At 66.4% G+C, this 18,476-nt stretch carries 18 protein-coding genes; 9 read left to right on the top strand and 9 right to left on the bottom strand.

The features are described 5' to 3' along the window. Positions 1-3: 3 nt before the first annotated feature. Genes GN331_RS08820 through GN331_RS08805 form a run of 4 tightly spaced genes read left to right on the top strand, consistent with a single transcriptional unit; the run spans position 4 to position 4,200 of the window. Positions 4-2,112: a TonB-dependent siderophore receptor gene (locus GN331_RS08820; protein WP_156641599.1), complete on the top strand. Its 2,109-nt coding sequence runs from the start codon at positions 4-6 to the stop codon at positions 2,110-2,112. Further along, the gene (locus GN331_RS08815) at positions 2,109-2,405 is read left to right on the top strand and encodes a hypothetical protein (RefSeq protein ID WP_197427061.1); all 297 of its coding nucleotides are present in this window, start codon (positions 2,109-2,111) and stop codon (positions 2,403-2,405) included. The genes GN331_RS08820 and GN331_RS08815 overlap by 4 nt, the downstream gene beginning before the upstream one ends. Then, positions 2,402-3,919: a PepSY-associated TM helix domain-containing protein gene (locus GN331_RS08810; RefSeq protein WP_156641598.1), complete on the top strand. Its 1,518-nt coding sequence runs from the start codon at positions 2,402-2,404 to the stop codon at positions 3,917-3,919. Before GN331_RS08815 ends, GN331_RS08810 begins: the two co-directional genes overlap by 4 nt. Next, complete coding sequence (locus tag GN331_RS08805) at positions 3,916-4,200, top strand: DUF3325 domain-containing protein (RefSeq protein ID WP_197427060.1); 285 nt, start codon at positions 3,916-3,918, stop codon at positions 4,198-4,200. The genes GN331_RS08810 and GN331_RS08805 overlap by 4 nt, the downstream gene beginning before the upstream one ends. Here GN331_RS08805 and argH read toward each other — a convergent pair. The 8 genes from argH to GN331_RS08765 form a co-directional block, all read right to left on the bottom strand. After that, positions 4,197-5,477: an argininosuccinate lyase gene (gene argH / locus GN331_RS08800; RefSeq protein WP_156641596.1), complete on the bottom strand. Its 1,281-nt coding sequence runs from the start codon at positions 5,475-5,477 to the stop codon at positions 4,197-4,199. The genes GN331_RS08805 and argH overlap by 4 nt on opposite strands. Then, entirely contained in the window at positions 5,474-6,445 is a 972-nt protein-coding gene (gene argC, locus GN331_RS08795) for an N-acetyl-gamma-glutamyl-phosphate reductase (RefSeq protein WP_156641595.1), read from the bottom strand. The genes argH and argC overlap by 4 nt, the downstream gene beginning before the upstream one ends. Beyond that, positions 6,442-7,041 carry a GNAT family N-acetyltransferase gene (locus GN331_RS08790; RefSeq protein WP_156641594.1) on the bottom strand — a complete coding sequence of 200 codons (600 nt, stop codon included), beginning with the start codon at positions 7,039-7,041 and terminating at the stop codon, positions 6,442-6,444. Before GN331_RS08790 ends, argC begins: the two co-directional genes overlap by 4 nt. Then, positions 7,038-8,372 carry an acetylglutamate kinase gene (locus GN331_RS08785; RefSeq protein ID WP_425489276.1) on the bottom strand — a complete coding sequence of 445 codons (1,335 nt, stop codon included), beginning with the start codon at positions 8,370-8,372 and terminating at the stop codon, positions 7,038-7,040. The genes GN331_RS08790 and GN331_RS08785 overlap by 4 nt, the downstream gene beginning before the upstream one ends. Next, positions 8,369-9,463, bottom strand: a complete 1,095-nt coding sequence (locus tag GN331_RS08780; protein ID WP_331713452.1) for an acetylornithine deacetylase — start codon at positions 9,461-9,463, stop codon at positions 8,369-8,371. The genes GN331_RS08785 and GN331_RS08780 overlap by 4 nt, the downstream gene beginning before the upstream one ends. Beyond that, a complete protein-coding gene (locus tag GN331_RS08775) occupies positions 9,456-10,658 on the bottom strand; it encodes an argininosuccinate synthase (RefSeq protein ID WP_156641593.1) in 1,203 nt (400 codons plus the stop codon). Before GN331_RS08775 ends, GN331_RS08780 begins: the two co-directional genes overlap by 8 nt. Before the next feature lie 41 nt (positions 10,659-10,699). Next, complete coding sequence (locus GN331_RS08770) at positions 10,700-11,728, bottom strand: N-acetylornithine carbamoyltransferase (protein WP_156641592.1); 1,029 nt, start codon at positions 11,726-11,728, stop codon at positions 10,700-10,702. A gap of 242 nt (positions 11,729-11,970) precedes the next feature. Continuing rightward, positions 11,971-12,405 carry a hypothetical protein gene (locus GN331_RS08765; RefSeq protein WP_425489283.1) on the bottom strand — a complete coding sequence of 145 codons (435 nt, stop codon included), beginning with the start codon at positions 12,403-12,405 and terminating at the stop codon, positions 11,971-11,973. A 123-nt stretch (positions 12,406-12,528) separates the two neighbouring features. Here GN331_RS08765 and cysS point away from each other — a divergent pair, with 123 nt between their 5' ends. The 3 genes from cysS to GN331_RS08750 are packed head-to-tail and all read left to right on the top strand — an operon-like array spanning position 12,529 to position 15,583. Next, complete coding sequence (gene cysS, locus GN331_RS08760) at positions 12,529-13,905, top strand: cysteine--tRNA ligase (protein WP_156641591.1); 1,377 nt, start codon at positions 12,529-12,531, stop codon at positions 13,903-13,905. Next, positions 13,902-14,351 carry a SufE family protein gene (locus tag GN331_RS08755; RefSeq protein ID WP_156641590.1) on the top strand — a complete coding sequence of 150 codons (450 nt, stop codon included), beginning with the start codon at positions 13,902-13,904 and terminating at the stop codon, positions 14,349-14,351. The genes cysS and GN331_RS08755 overlap by 4 nt, the downstream gene beginning before the upstream one ends. Next, positions 14,348-15,583 carry an MFS transporter gene (locus GN331_RS08750; RefSeq protein WP_331713429.1) on the top strand — a complete coding sequence of 412 codons (1,236 nt, stop codon included), beginning with the start codon at positions 14,348-14,350 and terminating at the stop codon, positions 15,581-15,583. Before GN331_RS08755 ends, GN331_RS08750 begins: the two co-directional genes overlap by 4 nt. 84 nt (positions 15,584-15,667) lie before the next feature. Here GN331_RS08750 and dksA read toward each other — a convergent pair whose 3' ends face one another. Continuing rightward, positions 15,668-16,699, bottom strand: a complete 1,032-nt coding sequence (dksA, locus tag GN331_RS08745) for an RNA polymerase-binding protein DksA (RefSeq protein ID WP_331713428.1) — start codon at positions 16,697-16,699, stop codon at positions 15,668-15,670. Between the two features lie 110 nt (positions 16,700-16,809). Here dksA and yidD point away from each other — a divergent pair, with 110 nt between their 5' ends. Beyond that, positions 16,810-17,037 carry a membrane protein insertion efficiency factor YidD gene (yidD, locus tag GN331_RS08740; RefSeq protein ID WP_331713427.1) on the top strand — a complete coding sequence of 76 codons (228 nt, stop codon included), beginning with the start codon at positions 16,810-16,812 and terminating at the stop codon, positions 17,035-17,037. 63 nt (positions 17,038-17,100) lie between these two features. Then, complete coding sequence (locus GN331_RS08735; RefSeq protein ID WP_156641588.1) at positions 17,101-18,462, top strand: dihydroorotase; 1,362 nt, start codon at positions 17,101-17,103, stop codon at positions 18,460-18,462. Positions 18,463-18,476: the final 14 nt, after the last annotated feature.

The raw sequence follows: 18,476 nt of genomic DNA, 5'->3' as shown, positions 1-18,476 counted from the left end.
TCCATGGCCCCCTCGCCGCTGCACCCGCTGTGCTTGTCCATCCTTGCCGCACTTGCGGCCCCCGCGTTCGCCGCGGACGACACCGCGCCCGCCGATGCGCGCGAACTAGACCGCGTCACCGTCGTGGGCGATGCACGCGACAGCCAGTCGTCCACGGCGACGCGCATGAACCTCACGCTGCGCGAAACCCCGCAGTCGGTGAGCGTCATCGATCGCGCGACGCTCGATGCATTCGGATTGACCAGCGTGAACCAGGCCCTCGGGCTCGCCACCGGCATCCAGGTCGAACAAGTCGAAACCGACCGCGCCTACTTCACCGCGCGCGGCTTCGACATCACGAACTTCCAGACCGACTGCATCGGCTTGCCCATGCCGTATGGCCTGGTGAACGGCGATATCGATCTTGCGATCTACGATCGCATCGAAGTGCTGCGCGGTGCGAACGGCCTGATGTCCTCCACCGGCAATCCGTCGGCGACGATCAACTTCATCCGCAAACGCCCCACGCCCGATCTGCAGGCCGATGCCGCATTGACCGTCGGCAGCTGGAACAACACGCGACTGGATGTCGACGTCAGCGGCGGTTTGGCGAACGAAGGCGCGGTGCGCGGTCGCGCGGTCGCGGCGTTCGAACAGGGCGACAACTACCTCGATCGTTACTCGCGCGACAAGCAGGTCTACTACGGCATCCTCGAAGCCGACCTCGGGGAAGCGACGACGCTCGCCGTCGGCGCGTCCCACCAACGCAATCGCCCCGAAGGCGTGCTGTGGGGCGCGCTTCCGCTGTTCTACAGCGACGGCACGCCGACCGACTACGACGTCTCCACCAGCACCGCCGCCGATTGGTCGCACTGGGACACCGACACCACGTACGCCTTCGCAGAACTGCAGCACGACTTCGCCGGGCAATGGCAAGCCAAGGCCACCGTCAATTACCAGGAGACCGAAGAGAACACCGAGTTGTTCTACGTCTCCGGCACGCCGGATCGCGCGACGGGCCTGGGCCTGTCCCCGTTTCCGTCCGCTTACGATTCCACGTACCGCGCGCATTACGCCGACATCTACGCAAGTGGACCGCTGACGTTGCTCGGCCGCTCGCACGACGTGGTCGTCGGCGGAAACTGGGCACGCGGCAACGTCCGCGAGGTCTCGCGCTACAGCGACGATGTCGGCCCGGATCTGCCGCCGCTCGAACTGTTCGACGGCTACTATCCCAAGCCCGTGTGGGATGCACCGTCCGCCGGTTCGGATTTCGACCTCGAACGCGAAAGCCTCTACGCCACGGTGCGCTGGAATCTCTCCGACAGCGTCAAGCTGATCACCGGCGCATCGCGCACGCACGCGCAATCGATCGGCGACAGCTACGGCGTTTCCAATTCGTCCGATGAAACCAAGACGACGCCGTTCGCGGGCCTGGTCATCGACCTCGCGCCCAACTACTCGCTGTACGGCAGCTACGGCGAAATCTTCAATCCACAGTCCGAGCTCGACGAAAACCATCAATTCGTCGGCGCGCTCACCGGCAGCAATGCGGAAGTCGGCCTGAAGGGCGCATGGAAGGACAACGCGATCAACGCATCGATCGCCGTCTTCCGCGCGCGGCAGGACAACCTGGCCGAGTTCGCCGGCTACTACCCCGGCACCTTCGACTCTTACTACCAGGGCACCAACGCCGAATCGCGCGGCATCGAATTCGACATGGCCGGCCGCATCACCGACACCTGGACCCTCTCGGGCGGCATCACGCACATGCAGCTCGTCGATGAAGACGGGCAGAACACGCGCGATTACGTCCCGCGCGATACGTTCCGCGTGGCCACGACGGTCGAGATCCCGCAGGTCGCAGGCCTGTCGTTCGGCGGCACGCTGCGCTGGCAGAGCCAGATCCACGTGGACGACGTGCTTCCCGATGGCGCGCCCGTTCGCGTCGAACAGGATGCGTACGCGCTGCTCGGGCTGATGGCGCGTTACGAGTTCGCCGATCGTTGGACCGCGACGCTCAATCTCGACAACGTGACGGACGAAAAGTACTACCCGAGCCTGTATTGGAACCAGGCGTTCTGGGCCGCACCGCGCAACGTCTCGCTCACCGTCGCGTACCGCTTCCAGTGATCGCCGCACGCACACAGCGACGACTCTCGCTCGCCAGCCGCGTGCTGGCAGCGCTGGTCGGCGGCTATGCGTTCGCGCATGCCGCCACGGCATTCCTCACGCTCGCCCTGCCCTTCGCGCGCGCCGATCGCGTGATTGCCGCGACCTTGCTTGCGTTCGTCGTCTGGTGCGGCGTTGCGATCTACGCGTTCATGGCGCCGAAGGCCTGGCGCGTGTGGGCGGTCCTCCTCGTCGGCGGCGCGCTGTTGTACGGCGTGGCCGTCGCCTTCCCCGACATGGCGGCACGCCCATGAAGCACAACGCGACGCAAGCCTTGTCCTGGCTGCACACCTGGTCCGGCCTGCTGGTGGGCTGGCTGCTGTTCGTGATCTTCGCCGGCGGCACGATCGCGTGCTTCGACAAGGAACTCGATTACTGGATGCAGCCATCGCTGCACGGACGCGCATTGCCGCAAACGCCGTCGTTCGACAAGGCCGTCGAACACCTGCAGAAGAAAGCGCCCGACGCGCACTCCTGGTACTTGCTCGTGGGCGATCGCGATCCCGCGCTGCAGGCCTACACCTTCATGGACGACGGCACGGAAACGCGCGTCGCGCTCGACCCCGTCACCGGTGAAGTACTGCCTTCGACCGCGGGGGGCGACTTCTTCTTCGAGCTTCACTACAACCTGCACGCCGGCAACCTCGGCATGTACATCGTCGGGCTCGCCGGCATGCTGGCGTTCGCCGCGATCATCGCGGGCATCCTGATCCACAAGCGCATCTTCAAGGACTTCTTCACGTTCCGGCCTGCGGCGGGCAAGCAGCGCGCGTGGCTCGACGCGCACAACCTCACCGGCGTCCTCGGCCTGCCGTTCCACCTGCTGATTTCGTACACGGGCGTGATCATCTTCGCGACCAGCTACATGTTCGCAGGCGTGAACGCGGGCTACGGCGGCGACATCAACAAGCTGTACACCGAAGCCGGCGACTTCTACGAGCGCGAAGAAGTCGGCAAGCCGCTCGGCAAGATGACTTCGACCGACGCCCTGCTCGACCGCGCCCGCGCGGAACTCGGCACGCCGATCACCTGGGCGAGCATCCATCATCCGCACGATGCGAGCGCGACGATCGCGTTGGGCGGCGACCACTCGCGCCACGTCGCATGGAACTTCCACCAGGCGACCTACGACGCCGCGGACGGTCGCCTGCTGCACGTGACCAAACCTCCGGCGGCCGGTTATCACACCTACGAGTTCCTCGGCGGGCTGCACATGGTGCAGTTCGGTGGATCGCTCGTGCGCTGGTTGTACTTCGTGCTCGGCCTTGCGGGTTGCGTAATGATCGCCAGCGGGATGCAGGTGTGGGTGCGCAAGCGCGAGAAGCGCGTGCGCGAGGCGGGCGCGGTGTCGGGCTACGGCCTCGTGCGTGCGTTGAATGTCGGCGTGGTCGCGGGTTTCCCGTTCGCCGCCACTGCGATGCTGCTCGCCAATCGGTTGTTGCCGTGGTCGCTGGCGGACCGCGCGTCGGCGGAAATCCTCGTGTTCTGCCTGGCGTGGTTTGGCGCGACCGTCTGGGGCGCGTGGGCGGATCGCAATGATCGTGGCTGGCGTGATCTGTTCGCCGCCACCGCAGCGGCCTTTACGCTCGTCCCGATCGTCAACGCAGTGACCACGCCGAACAGCGCGCTGTGGTCGACCCTGCGCACCGGCGACCTCGCGCTGGCCGCCGTCGACCTGACCTGCATCGTGTTCGCGATCTCCTATGCATGGATGGCGCGCCGCGCGGCACGCACCGCACCGATGCGTGTCGAGGAGGCGTTCGCATGAGCCTGATTCTGGGAACCCTGCTCGGGCTCGTGGCCTGGGCCACGTTGAGCCTCGGTTTGCCGAAGCACTTCCGCGCGTTGCGCGCACGCGATCCCTCGCTGGGCGAGCGCAAGTTCCTGCGCGCGATCGGCTGGACCACGCTCGTCGCGATGTGCGCCGTATGCATCGCGGCTTACGGCTGGGAGTTCGGGTCGGTCTACGCGGCGGTCCTCATGATGCTCACCGCGCTCGCATGGGCCTTGTGGTTGACGCGGATGACGCAGGTGCGCGCGAAGCGCTAACCCAGGCGCTTGCGCAATTCGTCGAGCTTCATGTCACCGGCCGCGCCGGGCGACACCCGCGCGGACAAACTCGCCGCCGGATCGCCTTCGGCCCACTTCGCCGGGTCGGCGGCCTGCTTGTAGGCATCGCGGAACGGCACGCCCTGTCGCGCGAGATCGACCGCGAGGTCGGTCGCGTACATCGAAGGTTCGAGCGCATCGCGCATGCGCTCGACGTTCCAGTCGAGGTTGCGCAACAGATCCGGCAACAAGGCCAGCGCGGCGAGCCCCTTGCCGAAACCATGGAACAACGCGCCCTTCGTGATCTGCAGATCGCGGTGATAACCGCCGGGCAACGACAGCAAGTGTTCGATCTCGCTCCGTGCGGCGGCAACGCTCGCATACGTGCCGCGCATCAACTCGACGACGTCTGGGTTGCGCTTGTTCGGCATGATCGAACTGCCCGTCGTGTACTGCGCCGGCAGGCGAACGAAGCCGTACTCGGCGGTCGTGAACACGCTGAGGTCCCAGGCCAGGCGCCGCAGGTCGAGCATGGCGCTGCCCAGAGCTTCGAGCGCCGCGAGTTCGAACTTGCCACGCGAGAGCTGCGCGTAAAGCGGCGAAACCTGCATGCGCGCGAAACCGAGCGCCTGCGTCGTATGCGCGCGATCCAGCGGCAGATTCACGCCGTAACCGGCAGCCGTGCCGAGCGGATTGGCATCGACCCATGCGCGCGTATCCGCGGCGCGCTGTGCGTTGTCGATGAACGCCTCCGCCCAACCCGCCCACCACATGCCCGCCGACGACACGACGGCGCGCTGCAGATGCGTATACCCCGGCATCGGCAATGCGCTTTCCGCTTGTGCGCGATCCAGCGCGATGCCCGCCACCTCGCGGCACAGCGCCTGCACGGTAGCGAGCTTGTCCTTGAGCCACAAACGCGTGGCGACCAACACCTGGTCGTTGCGACTGCGACCTGCGTGGATACGACGACCCGCGTCGCCAAGACGTTCGGTGAGACGCGCTTCGATCGCGGAGTGACCGTCTTCGAATCGCTCGTCGAGCACGAAGGTCCCGCTCTTGAAGTCCTCGGCCAACACCGTCAACTCGCGTTCCAATCCCGCGAGTTCCTCCGTCGTCAGCATGTCGATCTTCGCCAATCCCTGCGCATGCGCGCGGCTCGCGGCGATGTCCTGCAGGAAGAATTCGCGATCGAGCAACACATCGTCGCCCGCGAGGAAGGCCTGGATCTGCGCGTCGACCTGGACGCCCGGCTTCTGCCACAACAGGTCGCTCATGCGGCCTCCGCGTGCGTATCGAGGGGAATGCCGGCGAACTCGTCGAAACCGAACGCCAGGTTGAGGTTCTGCAGCGCCTGCGTCGCCGCGCCCTTGAGCAGGTTGTCTTCGGTGGCGACGACCACGAGGCGATGACCGTCTTCGGACAGCGTGAAGCCGCCGAGTTCGACGTGTTGTCTGCCGGCGATGTTGCTCACCCAGGGCGCATCGTCGAACACGCGCACGAGCGGTTCGCCGGCATACGCATCGCGATAACGCGCCAACACCGCTTCGCGATCGAACGCGGTGCGCAGGTGCAGGTTGGCCGTGATCGTCAAACCGCGGAAATGCGGCGCGACGTGCGGCATGAATTCCACCGGATGGCGCAGCTGCGTGCTGACTTCTCGCTCGTGCACGTGGCCGGTCAATGCGTACGGCATCAGGTTGTCGCGCAGCTTGTCGGGGTTGTTCTTGTCCGACGGCGTCGTGCCCGCGCCCGAGTAACCCGAGACGCCGAAGCACTGCACGGGACCGTTGATGAATTCCCGCATCGGGGCGATCGCAAGCTGCATCGCGGTCGCGTAGCAACCGGGATTGCTGATGCGGCGCTTGCCCGGATGCCACACGCGCGTGAGTTCCGGCAGGCCGTAATACCAGGCCGGATCGAAGCGGAAATCGGCGGACAGATCGACGATCACGGGATCGACGTTCGCGAAATCGAAGGCCGCCACGCACGCCGCGGCCTTCCCGTTCGGCAACGCAAGCACCACAGCATCCGCACCCAGCGTCGGCAAGTCTTCGTTCGCAGGCGCGCTGTAGCGCAGCTCACCGCGGTAGGACGGCTCGAACTCGGACACCAGGCGCCCTGCGCGCTCGCGCGACGACACATACGCAAGATCGAAGCGCGGATGCCCGCAAATCAACTTGATCAATTCCGTGCCGACGTGCCCGCGCGCGCCCACGATCCCAATGGTCGTCTTGCCGCTCATGCGTAACGCCCCAGGCGGCCGACCAGGTTCTGCTTCACCGCCGCCCACTCGGCGTCGATGATCGAGAAGTTGACCGTGTCGCGCAGCGTGCCGTCGCGATGGCGCACGTGATTGCGCGTGATGCCCTCTTCCTTCGCGCCCAGGCGTGCGATGGCGGTGCGCGAAGCGAGATTGAACCAACTCGTCTGCAATCCGACCGACGCACAGCGCAAGGTTTCGAAGGCATGCCCGAGCAGCAGCAACTTGGCTTCGGTGTTCAGGCCCGTGCGCTGCACGCTGGCGGCGTACCACGTGTAGCCGATCTGCAGCCGCGGCACTTCCGGCGCGAGCTCGTAGTAGCGCGTCGTTCCCACGACCTTGCCCGCCCCGTCGCGCACGACGAAGGCGAGCTGGTCGCCCTTCGCCTGCTTGGCCAGCGCGCCTTCGATGTAAGCATCGACGTCCTTCGCCTCGGGTACGTTCGTGTACCAGAGCTCGTATAGCCGCCCGTCTTCCACGGCGTCGCGCAGCCCATCGGCGTGCGCGGGCGTCAGCGCTTCCAGCGACACATGGCGGCCGCGCAGCGTCGGCGGCGTCGTCCAATCGGCGGTCGTCATGCCGCATCCTCCAGGGTGGCGAGTCGTGCCGCGCAATGATCGACGCAACGCGCGATGGCGTCGAGCGCATCGATGCCGTACCAGTACACATCCCAGCGCGGCTGCTTCACGCACCCGTCGCTCTCGGCGAAATAGAAGGCATTCACCGGATTGCCGCGCCGCGAGCGCCAGAACAGGCGCGGATTCTCCTCGCGCATGACATTCCACACCGCGCGGCCGAGTCCTTCGCCCTGCGCTTCGTCGAGCACGGCGAACTTGTCGAGATACACGCCTTCGTCCTCCTGCGTGAGGATCACCGCGACGCGGTAGTTCTCGCTCACGTAGGCGCGATGCAACTGCGTGCGCTCGAAATACTCCGGCAGCAGCTTGCGGCCGAACGCCGATTCGATGAGCGTGCGCAGGCGTGGGAGATCGAGTTCTTCCCAGCGCGTGGCCGAAAGCACGCGTTCACCACGCCGCACCAGCGTGCCGGAGCCGGTGTGCGTGAACAGCTCTTTCGCCAGTTCCGACGGCCGCGTGATCGAGATCGACGAGGACAGCGGCAAGGTATCGAGCAGCGCTTTGATCTGTTCGATCTTCACCTTCATGCCGCCATGGATCCACGGCTGCGCGATCAAATGGTCGTATTCGGTCGACAGGTTGATCGAATCGATGACGTTGCCCGCATCGTCGAGCAGGCCGCCGGTGCCGGTGAGGAACACGATCTTGTATGGCTGCAGCTTCTGCACGAGTTCGTTGGCGGCGAAGTCGGCGTTGATGTTGAGGATCTGCCCGCCGGCGGTTTCGCCCAGGCTCGCGATCACCGGAATCGAACCGGCCTGCAAGCTCGCCTGGATCGGCGCGAGTTCGACGCGCTTCACTTCGCCCACAAGACCGAGCGCATCGCGATCGAGGTAGTCGGCTTCGAACACGCCGCTCACGATCGACGTCGCACGCGCGTCCTGCGCCTGCAGCGCCTCGACGAGCTTGAGGTTCTGCGCATGGAACACGCGGCGCACGATCGCGAGTGCTTCGGGCGAGGTCACGCGCAGGCCATTCACCGTGCGCTTTTCGATGCCGGCGGCCGCGAGTTCCGCATCGAGCTGCGGGCCCGCGCCGTGCAGCACGATCGGCGTGAGGCCGACGTCCTGCAGGAACGCGAGCGAGGACGTCAGCGCTTCGAGATCGTCGCGCAGCACCGCACCGCCCACCTTGACGACGGCGAAGCGCGCCGCGTCCAGTTGCGAGAAGCGCTTGAGGTACTGCGAGATCTCCTTCGCGCCGGCCATGCTCGAAAGCAGTCGGACGATGGTCTGGCGGGTCTGCGGGTCGTGGATGTGCATGATGTTCATGCCTGGAGGATGCGCACGATGGAGTCGGTGTAACGCTGCAGTTGGTCGACCGCGACCCATTCGTCGACGCTGTGCGCCTGCGCGATGTCGCCCGGTCCGTAGACGAAGGTGGTCAGGCCCGCGCGTGAGAACAGCGAAGCTTCGGTCCAGAAGTCCACCGCGTTGCCGATGGGCAGGCCGAGTTCGTCGGCGAGGTCGCGTGCCTCGAGGCGGCGCGCTTCGGCGACCGCGACATCGCCCGCGGGCAAGGACGGGCCGCGGAAGGTCTCTTCGTAACGCGCGAGCGCGCCCGGTTCGGCGAGACGGCCGAAGGCATCGTGCAACTGCTCGAACGCCATCGACGGCAACGGACGGAAGCCGAAACGCACTTCCGCGCTCGGCGCGATCACATTCGCCTTGATGCCGCCTTCGACGCGACCGACGTTGAAGCGCAGGCCGGTCAACCCGCCGAAACGCTGGTGCGATTGCGATTCGACATAGTCCAACGCGCGATTGCCCCAACGCATCGCGTGGTGCAGCGCGCTGGCGTGCATCGCATCCGCGCCGGAGGCATGCCCCGCCTGGCCCTGGAAACGCAACAGCACCGAGCTGATGCCGCGATGCGCGAGCACCGCTTCGCAATGCGTCGGTTCCGCGACGATGGCTTCGGCGAAGCCGTGGTCGCTCGCGAGGAAGGCTTCGATGCAACGCGCATCGTTGGCTTCTTCGTCGCTACTGAAGAGGAACGCAGCGTCGCCCTTCGTCGCATTGGCGGCCGCGACCAAACCGGCGGCTGCGCCCTTGATGTCGCACGCCCCCAAACCGATCACGCGGCCGTTCGCGACCCACATGCGATGCGGAGGGCGCGTCCAACCGGCGGCGTTGGGCACGGTGTCCAGGTGCACGTTGAACACGCGACGCGGCGTGCCGCGCACCGCGAGCAGCGACACCGCGCCTTCACCGTGATCGGTCACGGTGCAGCGGAAGTCCGGCAACTGCGTGCGCAGATAGTCGAAGATGCCGCCGGTCGTGATGTGGCGCGGCGGATTGCGCGTGTCGAAGGACACGAGCGCTTCGAGATGGCTCAGAACCCGTTCGAGCACGTCAGCGATCCTTTTCGTTGATCTGTGCCCACAACGTGCTGCTCATGCCGAACAGGCGGATGAAGCCTTCGGCTTCCTCCACGCCCCAATCGGCCGATTGCGCGTAGGTCGCGCCCTTCGCGTTGAGCAGGTGCGGCGAACGCACGGCGACGGCATCCACGCGCGCACCGCGCGTTTCGAGCACGACTTCGCCGTTGACCATGCGCTGGCTGGAGGTGAGGAACGCTTCGAGATCGGTCTTCAAGGGATCGTGATAGAAACCTTCGTAGACGATCTCCACCCACTTGCGCGCGACGTCGGGCTTGAAGCGGTTCTGCTGCTTGGTGAGCACGGCTTCTTCGAGCGCGCGATGCGCGACGAGCAGCGCCGTCAGGCCCGGCGCTTCATACACGATGCGGCCCTTGAGCCCGATCGTCGTATCGCCGGTATACATGCCGCGGCCCACGCCGTAAGGCGCGAACAGTGCGTTGAGCTTCGCGAGCAACTGCGCACCCGGCATCTGCTTGCCGTCGATGGACACCGCTTCGCCCTGGACGAACGCGATCGTCGTGCGCAGCGCGTCGTTCGGCCACTGTTCGCGCGGCGCGCACCAACCACGCGCGCCGTCGCCCGGCGCTTCCCACTTGTCGATCTCGCCGCCCGACAGCGTCACGCCGAGCAGGTTCTCGTTGATCGTGTAGGCCTTCTGCTTGGCGCGCACGCCGAAGCCGCGTTCTTCGAGATACGCCTGCTCGTACGCACGCGTCTGCGTGTGCTCCTTCTGGATTTCGCGGATCGGCGCGACGATCGTGTAATCGCCGCTGGCCTTCACCGCCAGGTCGAAACGCACCTGGTCGTTGCCCATGCCCGTGCAGCCGTGCGCGACGGCGCGCGTGCCGAGCGCATGCGCGCGTGCGAGCGTCGCGTCGACGATCAAATAGCGATCCGACACCAGCAGCGGGTACTGGCCCTGGTAGCCCTCGCCCGCCATGACGAAGGGCTTGACGAAACCGTCCCAGATCGCGGGACCGCCATCGACGGTGACGTGCGAGGCCACCCCGAGTTCGGCGGCGCGCGCTTCGATGGTCGCGCGTTCTTCGGCGTCGACGCCGCCGGTGTCGGCGAACACGGTGTGGACGTTCCACCCGCGTTCCTGCAGGTAGGGAACGCAGAAGGAGGTGTCGAGGCCGCCGGAAAAGGCGAGGACGATGTCTTTGGATGCCATGGGGGAGAGTTCCGAAAAAAGTGTTCGACTTACGGCAGGAATCAGCGACGCTGGCCGATGAGCGATGCCATCACGGCCTTCTGCACGTGCAGGCGGTTCTCGGCTTCATCGATCGCGATGCAACGCGGGGAATCCATCACCGCGTCGGTGGCCTTCACGTTGCGGCGCAGCGGCAGGCAGTGCGAGAACACGCCGTCGTTGGTCAGCGCCATCTTGGCTTCGTCGACGATGAAGTGCTTGTGCGCGTCGCGAATGGGCTTCTCGGGCGCCCAGTTGCCGAAGTACGGCAACGCGCCCCAGCTCTTGGCGTACACCACGTCGGCGCCGCGATACGCGCTTTCGATGTCGTGGCTCACCTGCAGCGAGCCGCCGCTTTCGGCGACGTTCTGCTCGGCCCAGCCCATGTAGCGTTCGTCGAGCACGTACTCGGGCGTCGGGCACAGCAGCGTCACGTCCATGCCCATGCGCGTGGCGATGGTGAGCGCGGAATTCGCGACGGCCGTGTTGAGCGGCTTGGGGTGGTAGGTCCAGGTGAGCACGTACTTCTTGCCGCGCAGATCGCGCGTGCCGAAGTGTTCCTGCAACGCAAGGATGTGCGCGAGTTCCTGGCACGGATGGGTGATCGTCTCCATGTTGATCACCGGCACCGAGGAATACTTCGCGAAGCCCTTCAGCACGCGGTCTTCGCGATCGGTCGACCAGTCGACGAACTTGGGGAAAGCGCGCACGCCGATGAGATCGACATAACGCGAGAGCACGCGCGCCACTTCGGCGATGTGCTCTTCCGCTTCGCCGTCCATCACGGTGCCGAGGTCGAATTCGATCGGCCACGCATCCTTGCCCGGCTGCAGCACCACCGCATGGCCGCCGAGTTGGAAGGCACCGATCTCGAAGCTCGTGCGCGTGCGCAGCGACGAGTTGAAGAAGACCAGCGCGATGGACTTTCCTTCCAGCGCGCGCGGACCCAGCGGCTGCGCCTTGTACTGCGCGGCGAGCGCGAGCACGGCGTCGAGCTCGGCGCGCGTCCAATCCTGGGTGTTGAGGAAGTGCTGCAGCGGAACCTGTTTCATGGAGCGTCCTGTGGGGAAGGAAATCGCTGGGCCATGAACGAAAAAACCCAGCGACAAGGGCTGGGTTTCTGGCGGATCCGATACGACGCGGCGCGCTACCCAGCGAAAATGTGGGGGAGCGGTCGGCGCGCGCGCGAGGTCATGCCCGCCGCCATGTAGGCGGAGGTGAGTACGTCGGCGTCGGCGCGGAAGGTCTGCATCGGGCGCGCATGGTCGCATCGGCGGGCGGCCGATGCAACGCTTCAGGGCTTCCGCGGCGGGATATACGGGACGACGCTCACACGCACGCGCAGGCGGTTGCCCGGGTCGTAGGGCAGGCGCGAGCGGTACTTGGTGCCGCGATAGACGTAGTCGACGTCGTAGGCGATGGGGCGGCGGAATTCGCGGAGCACCGGGATCATTTCGCAGTTGGCCTGCGATTCGGCCGGATCGGGCTTGCGCGAGACCGCGCCCTTCACGGCGCCCACGATCTTCGCCAGGCCCTTCTCATCGGCCGCGGCCTCGTCGGCGCAGCGCGGTTCCATGCGCGTGGCGCGGAGCACCTGGTAGATCGGCTGCACCCGCATCACCTGGGCGAAGTCCATCCGCACGTTTTCGTTCTGCAGGACGGTGGTTCCCGGGTCCTGCGCAAGCGCGGGCGTCCCGGCCAGGGCGATGGCGAGGGCCGCGGTGCTCAGCAGGGGCGAAAGAAGGCGCACGCATTCAGTGTAAAGGCCGGACGACGGCTCGGGCCTGAATCGAGGCTTTCCCGACGGCTAGAATGCTCCGATCCCACAGCTACTCCCCCCATTTGGCGCCCCATGGCCCTCCGCCTCCATAACACCCTGACGCGCCGGGTCGAGCCGTTCGCGCCCCTCGACCCCGTCGCCGGCCCCACGATGTATCTGTGCGGCCCGACGGTCTACAACTACGTCCACATCGGCAACGCGCGCGGGCCCGTGGTGTTCGACGTGCTCGCCGCCCTGCTCCGCCGCCGCTACGGCGCGCTGCGTTACGCGCGCAACATCACCGACGTCGACGACAAGATCAACGCGGCCGCGCGCGAGGCCGGCGTGCCGATTTCCGACATCACCGAGCGTTTTACCGCGGTGTACCTCGAAGAGATGGCCGCGCTCGGCGTTGAACCGCAGTCGTTGCAGCCGAAGGCGACCGAGCACATCCCGCAGATCATCGCGATGATCGAGCGCCTGATCGAGCGCGGGAATGCGTACGCCGCCGAAGGCCACGTGCTGTTCTCGGTCGGCAGCTATCCCGATTACGGCAAGCTTTCGCGCCAATCGCCCGAAGACATGCTGGCCGGCGCGCGCGTCGACGTGGCGCCCTACAAGCAGGATCCCGGCGACTTCGTGCTGTGGAAACCTTCGACCGACGATCTCCCCGGCTGGGAATCGCCGTGGGGTCGCGGCCGACCGGGTTGGCACATCGAATGCTCAGCGATGGCCGAAGCGCACCTGGGCGACACCATCGACATCCACGCCGGCGGCGTCGACCTGCAGTTCCCGCACCACGAGAACGAAGTCGCGCAGAGCGAATGCGCGCACGGCGGCAAGCCCTTCGCGCGGTTCTGGCTGCACAACGGCATGCTCGTGTTCGGCGGATCGAAGATGTCGAAGTCGCTCGGCAACGTCGAGCGCATCCACACGTTGCTCGAGCGCTATCCCGGTCGTTCCGAAGCGCTGCGTTATGCGCTGCTGTCCGCGCATTACCGGCAGCCGCTGGATTGGACGCCCGCGCTCGTCGATCAATCGATCCGCACGCTCGATCGCTTGTACGGCACCTTGCGCGACCTGAGTGATGTCGAAGCGACGCCGGTGATTCCGCAATCGATCGAAGACATGCTCGACGACGACCTCAACACGCCGCAGGCGCTGGCGGAAATCGCACGCCTCGCCGGTGAAGCCCGCAAGGCCGAAGGCGCGGATGCGCGTCGCGAGGCGAAGTCGGCGCTGCTCGGTGCGGGCCTGGCGCTGGGCTTGTTGCAGCGCGCGCCGTCGGAGTGGATCGAAGGCGTGACGTCGAACGACGACGACGCGCGCATCCAGGGCCTGATCGACGAACGCATCGCGGCGAAGGCGGCGAAGGACTTCGCCCGCGCCGACGCCATCCGCAGGCAACTGGCCGACGACGGCATTCTCCTGGAAGACACGCCCCAGGGCGTACGGTGGAAACGTGCATGAACGTCGTGGCTGACCACCGCGTGTTTCCGCTGGAGCCCACCGCCGCCGACGCCCAGGCGACGATCGCGGAGGAGTTCGCGTTCTTCGGCGACTGGTCGGAGCGTTACCAGTACCTGATCGACCTCGGCCGCAAGCTGCCGCCCTTCCCCGACGCGTTCAAGACCGAAGACCATCGCCTGCTCGGGTGCCAGTCGATGGTGTGGATCGTCGGCGAAGGCGATGCGCAGCGGCTCGACTTCGTGGCCACCAGCGATTCGGCGATCGTCGCGGGGCTGTGTTTCCTCGCATTGCGCGTGTACTCGGGGCGCTCGGCGCAGGAAATCCTGTCGACGCCGCCGGATTACGTCGCCGACATCGGCCTGGCGAAGCATCTGTCGCCGACCCGCAGCAACGGCCACGCCGCGCTGCTCGCCTTCATCCGCGAGCGCGCGCAGGCCGCCGCGTGAGTGCGCTGACCGCCGCAGACTCGCCGCTGCGCAATCGCGCGTTCCTCGAGCTCCTCAGCTACCGCATCCTCGCGATGCTGTCCTACCAGATGGTCGCGGTGACCGTCGGTTGGCACATCTACGAGATCACGCGCGATCCATTGGCGCTCGGCCTGGTGGGGCTGGCGGAAGTCATTCCGTATTTCTGCGTCGCGCCCTTCGCCGGGTATCTGGTCGATCACGTGCGGCGGCGCCTGCTCGGTGCGATCGCGTGCGCGGGCCTGGCGATCACGGCGCTGATCCTCACGGCGATCGCCGCCGGCTGGATCGCGGTGTCCGGCACGTGGCTGATCTACGCGGCGATCGCGCTCACGGGCACCGTGCGCTCGTTCCTCACGCCGATCTACAACACCTTGTTCGCGCGCGTGTTGCCGCGCGAGCAATACGCGCGCGGCGCGGGGCTCGGCAGCGTGGTGTTCCAGCTCGGGCTCGTGCTGGGTCCCGCATTCGGTGGCGTGATGGTCGCGTGGGCCGGGAAGACGGCGGCCTATGGCATCGCGGCGGTGTTCGCGATCGCGGCATCCGCGGCGATCGGCACGATGCGCATGACCGAACCGCACATCCCGGCCGAACGCGCGCCGATCTTCGCGAGCATCGGCGAAGGACTGCGCTTCGTCTTCGGCCACCAGATCCTGCTCGGGGCGCTTGCGCTGGACATGTTCGCGGTGTTGTTCGGCGGCGCGGTCGCGCTGCTGCCGGCCTTCATCAAGGACGTGCTGCACGCGGGCCCCGAGGCGCTCGGCATCCTGCGCGGTGCTCCGGCCGCGGGTGCGGTGCTCGTCGGCCTGTGGATGGCGCGCAAGCCGCTGGAGAAGCATGCGGGGCGTGTCTTGCTGCTCGCGGTCGCGGGCTTCGGGCTGTGCATCATCGGTTTTGCGCTTTCACAGCACCTGTGGCTGTCGGTGGCGTTGCTGTTCGCGTCCGGCCTGTGCGATGGCGTGTCGGTCGTGCTGCGCTCCACGATCCTGCAGCTCGCCACGCCCGACGCCATGCGCGGACGCGTGTCGGCGATCAACGGCATCTTCATCGGCTCGTCGAACGAGCTCGGTGCGTTCGAATCGGGGCTCGCGGCGAAGTTCCTCGGGCTGGTGCCGAGCGTGATCTTCGGTGGGTGCATGACGATTTCGATCGTCGGGGTGACGGCGAAGCTGGCGCCGAAGTTGCGGCGATTGAATTTGAAGGATTTGCAGTGACTTTCGTCGTTGCTCTACCCCACCCAAAAAGAAACCCGCCGATTGGCGGGTTTCTTTTTGACCTCCCCTGGAAGGGGAGGTGGATCAATCGCCCATCTGCTTTTGCAGGTGTTCCCAGCGTTCCTGCTCGTCGATCGTGCGTTCGGCGGTCAGGCGCGCTTCGAGGCGGTCCAGGCCGATTTCTTCGCCCGAATCCACGCTGTAGCCGTACTCGCCGGCATCCAGGCGCTTGAGCGTGCTGTCGATCTTGCCGATCAACTTGCGGTAACGGTCGCGGGTGCGCAGTTCCAGCGAGTTCTCGGTCTCGCGCGTCGCACGTTCGGCTTCGTCGCCGACGTCGCGCACTTCGTCCTTGAGGTTTTCGATGGTCTGCTTGGATTCCTCGACGAGGTCGGCGCGCCAGCCGAGCAAACGCTGGCGGAAATATTCCACCTGCAACGTGCTCATGTACTCCTCGTCCGCCGCAGGCTTGTAGCCCTGCGGAACGATCGGGCGACCCGTGCCTTCATCGGTCTTGTATTCGACGACTTTCACCTTGCCCCGCGGTGCTGGTGCGGCCGGTTTCGCGGCCACGGCAACCGCCACTTTCCCCTCCGGGCGTGGGCGCGACGTGACGGCGGGCGCCGCCGACGATGCAGGCTTCGGCGACGTGGCGAGCGCGGGCTTCGCGGTCTTCGTTGCGGCCGGCGCTGCGGGCGCCTTCGCTTCGGGCTTGGGTGCGGGCGTGACCGGCGCGCTCTTGGTGGCGGGCTTCGCGGCGGGCTTCTTGACCGCGGCGACGCGCACTTCGGGCTGCTTTGCGACGGGCTTGGCAGGCGGCGCGGCCTTGGCGGGCGCGGACTTGGCGACCGGCTTGGCGGGAGCGACGACCTTCTTCGCAACGGGCTTGGCGACTGGCTTGACGGCCTTGGCCGGCGCCTTCTTCGCCGGAGCGGCCTTCTTGGCAACGGGCTTCTTCGCAGGCGCAGCCTTCTTCGCGACCGGTTTCTTCGCCGGGGCGGGCTTCTTGGCTGCGGACTTGGCGACGGGCTTCTTCGCCACAATCTTCTTCGCCGCCGGCTTGGCGACCTTCTTCGCGGCCTTTGCGGCCTTCTTCGCTGGTTTCTTCGCTGCCACGAGCGTCTACGTCCTCGTTCCCTTGAGGCGGGAAAGCGCGCTGTTATACCCTGCCCCGTCAAGGGCGGCAACCCGCGAAAGACTTGGTGAGAGCCCACATTTCCGCATCCGTGATCGATCGACTGCTCATCGGGGCCCTGCGCCTGTACAAGCGCTGGATCAGCCCATTGCTGGGTCCGCGCTGCCGTTTCGCGCCGACGTGTTCGGAATACGCGATGCTGGCCATCGCGCGTTTCGGCGCCGTGCGCGGAAGTTGGCTCGCGGCGCGTCGCATCGCGCGTTGCCACCCCTTCCACCCCGGCGGACACGATCCCGTGCCACCCGCCGCGTCAAAATGAACGCCACCCGCGCATGCATCTGAATGCGTCGCCCCGCCCCATCGCATCACCCAAGGACATGACATGCCCGAGACGTCGAAGCCCACGCTGATCGTCAACGCCCGCCTGGTGAACGAAGGCCGCGAGTTCGAAGGCGACCTGCGCATCGAGAATGGCCGGATTGCGCAAATCGGCACGGGGCTGTCCGCGCGCGAGGGCGACCATGTCGTCGACGCCGCCGGCCGCCGCCTGTTGCCGGGCATGATCGACGACCAGGTGCACTTCCGCGAACCGGGCATGGAATACAAGGCGGACATGGCGACCGAGTCGGCCGCGGCCGTCGCCGGCGGGCTCACCAGCTTCATGGACATGCCCAACACCAACCCGCCCACGCTCGACAGCGCGGCGCTGGAAGACAAATACAAGCGCGCCACCGGTCGCGCCCGCGCCAACTTCGGCTTCTACATGGGCGCGAGCAACGACAACATCGAAGCGATCCGCGCGCTCGACCCGCTGCGCGCCCCCGGCATCAAGGTGTTCATGGGCGCCTCGACCGGCAACATGCTGGTCGACAACCCCGAGACGCTCGACGCGATCTTCCGCGACGCGCCCACGCCGATCATCACGCATTGCGAAGACACGCCGATGATCGACGCCGAACTGGCGAAGTACAAGGCGAAGTACGGCGACGACATCCCCGCCGAATTCCACGCCGACATCCGTTCGCGCCAGGCGTGCAAGAAGTCGACGCTGCTCGCGCTCGAACTCGCCCGTCGCAACGGCTCGCGGCTGCACGTGCTGCACATCTCCACGGCCGACGAGCTGGAATTGTTCGAACGCGGCCCGCTCATTCGCGCCGATGGTTCGCGCAAGCAGATCACGGCCGAGACGTGCATCCATTTCCTGCGCTTCGATCGCGCCGACTACGCGACGCTCGGGCACCTGATCAAATGCAATCCTTCGATCAAGGAAGCGAGCGATCGCGAGGCACTGATCGCCGCGATCGGCGATGACGTGATCGATGTGCTCGCCACGGATCACGCGCCGCACACGCTGGAAGAGAAGATGCGTCCCTACACCGGCGCGCCGAGCGGTCTGCCGCTCGTGCAATACGCGTTGCTCGCCGCGCTGGAGCTGGTGCACGAAGGCCGGCTGACGAATGCGCAGGTCGTGCAGAAGGTGTCGCATGCGCCGGCGCAATTGTTCGACGTCGCGCAGCGCGGATACCTGCGCGAAGGCTACATGGCCGACCTGGTGTTGATCGACGACGCGCCGCTCACGGTGCGACGCGAGGATGTGCTGTCGAAGTGCGGGTGGTCGCCGTTCGAAGGCCGCACGTTCCATTCGCGCATCGGCGCGACGTGGGTCAACGGCGTGCTGGCGTGGGACGGCAGCCAGTTGGTCGGCGGGCCGAATGGGCAGCGGTTGGAGTTTGCTCGGGTTTGACCCCCTCAATCGCG

This window comes from Noviluteimonas gilva (genome assembly GCF_009740395.1).
Classification (GTDB): domain Bacteria; phylum Pseudomonadota; class Gammaproteobacteria; order Xanthomonadales; family Xanthomonadaceae; genus Noviluteimonas; species Noviluteimonas gilva.
Note: the sequence above shows the minus strand (reverse complement) of the source record. Positions and strands in the feature narration are given on the sequence as shown.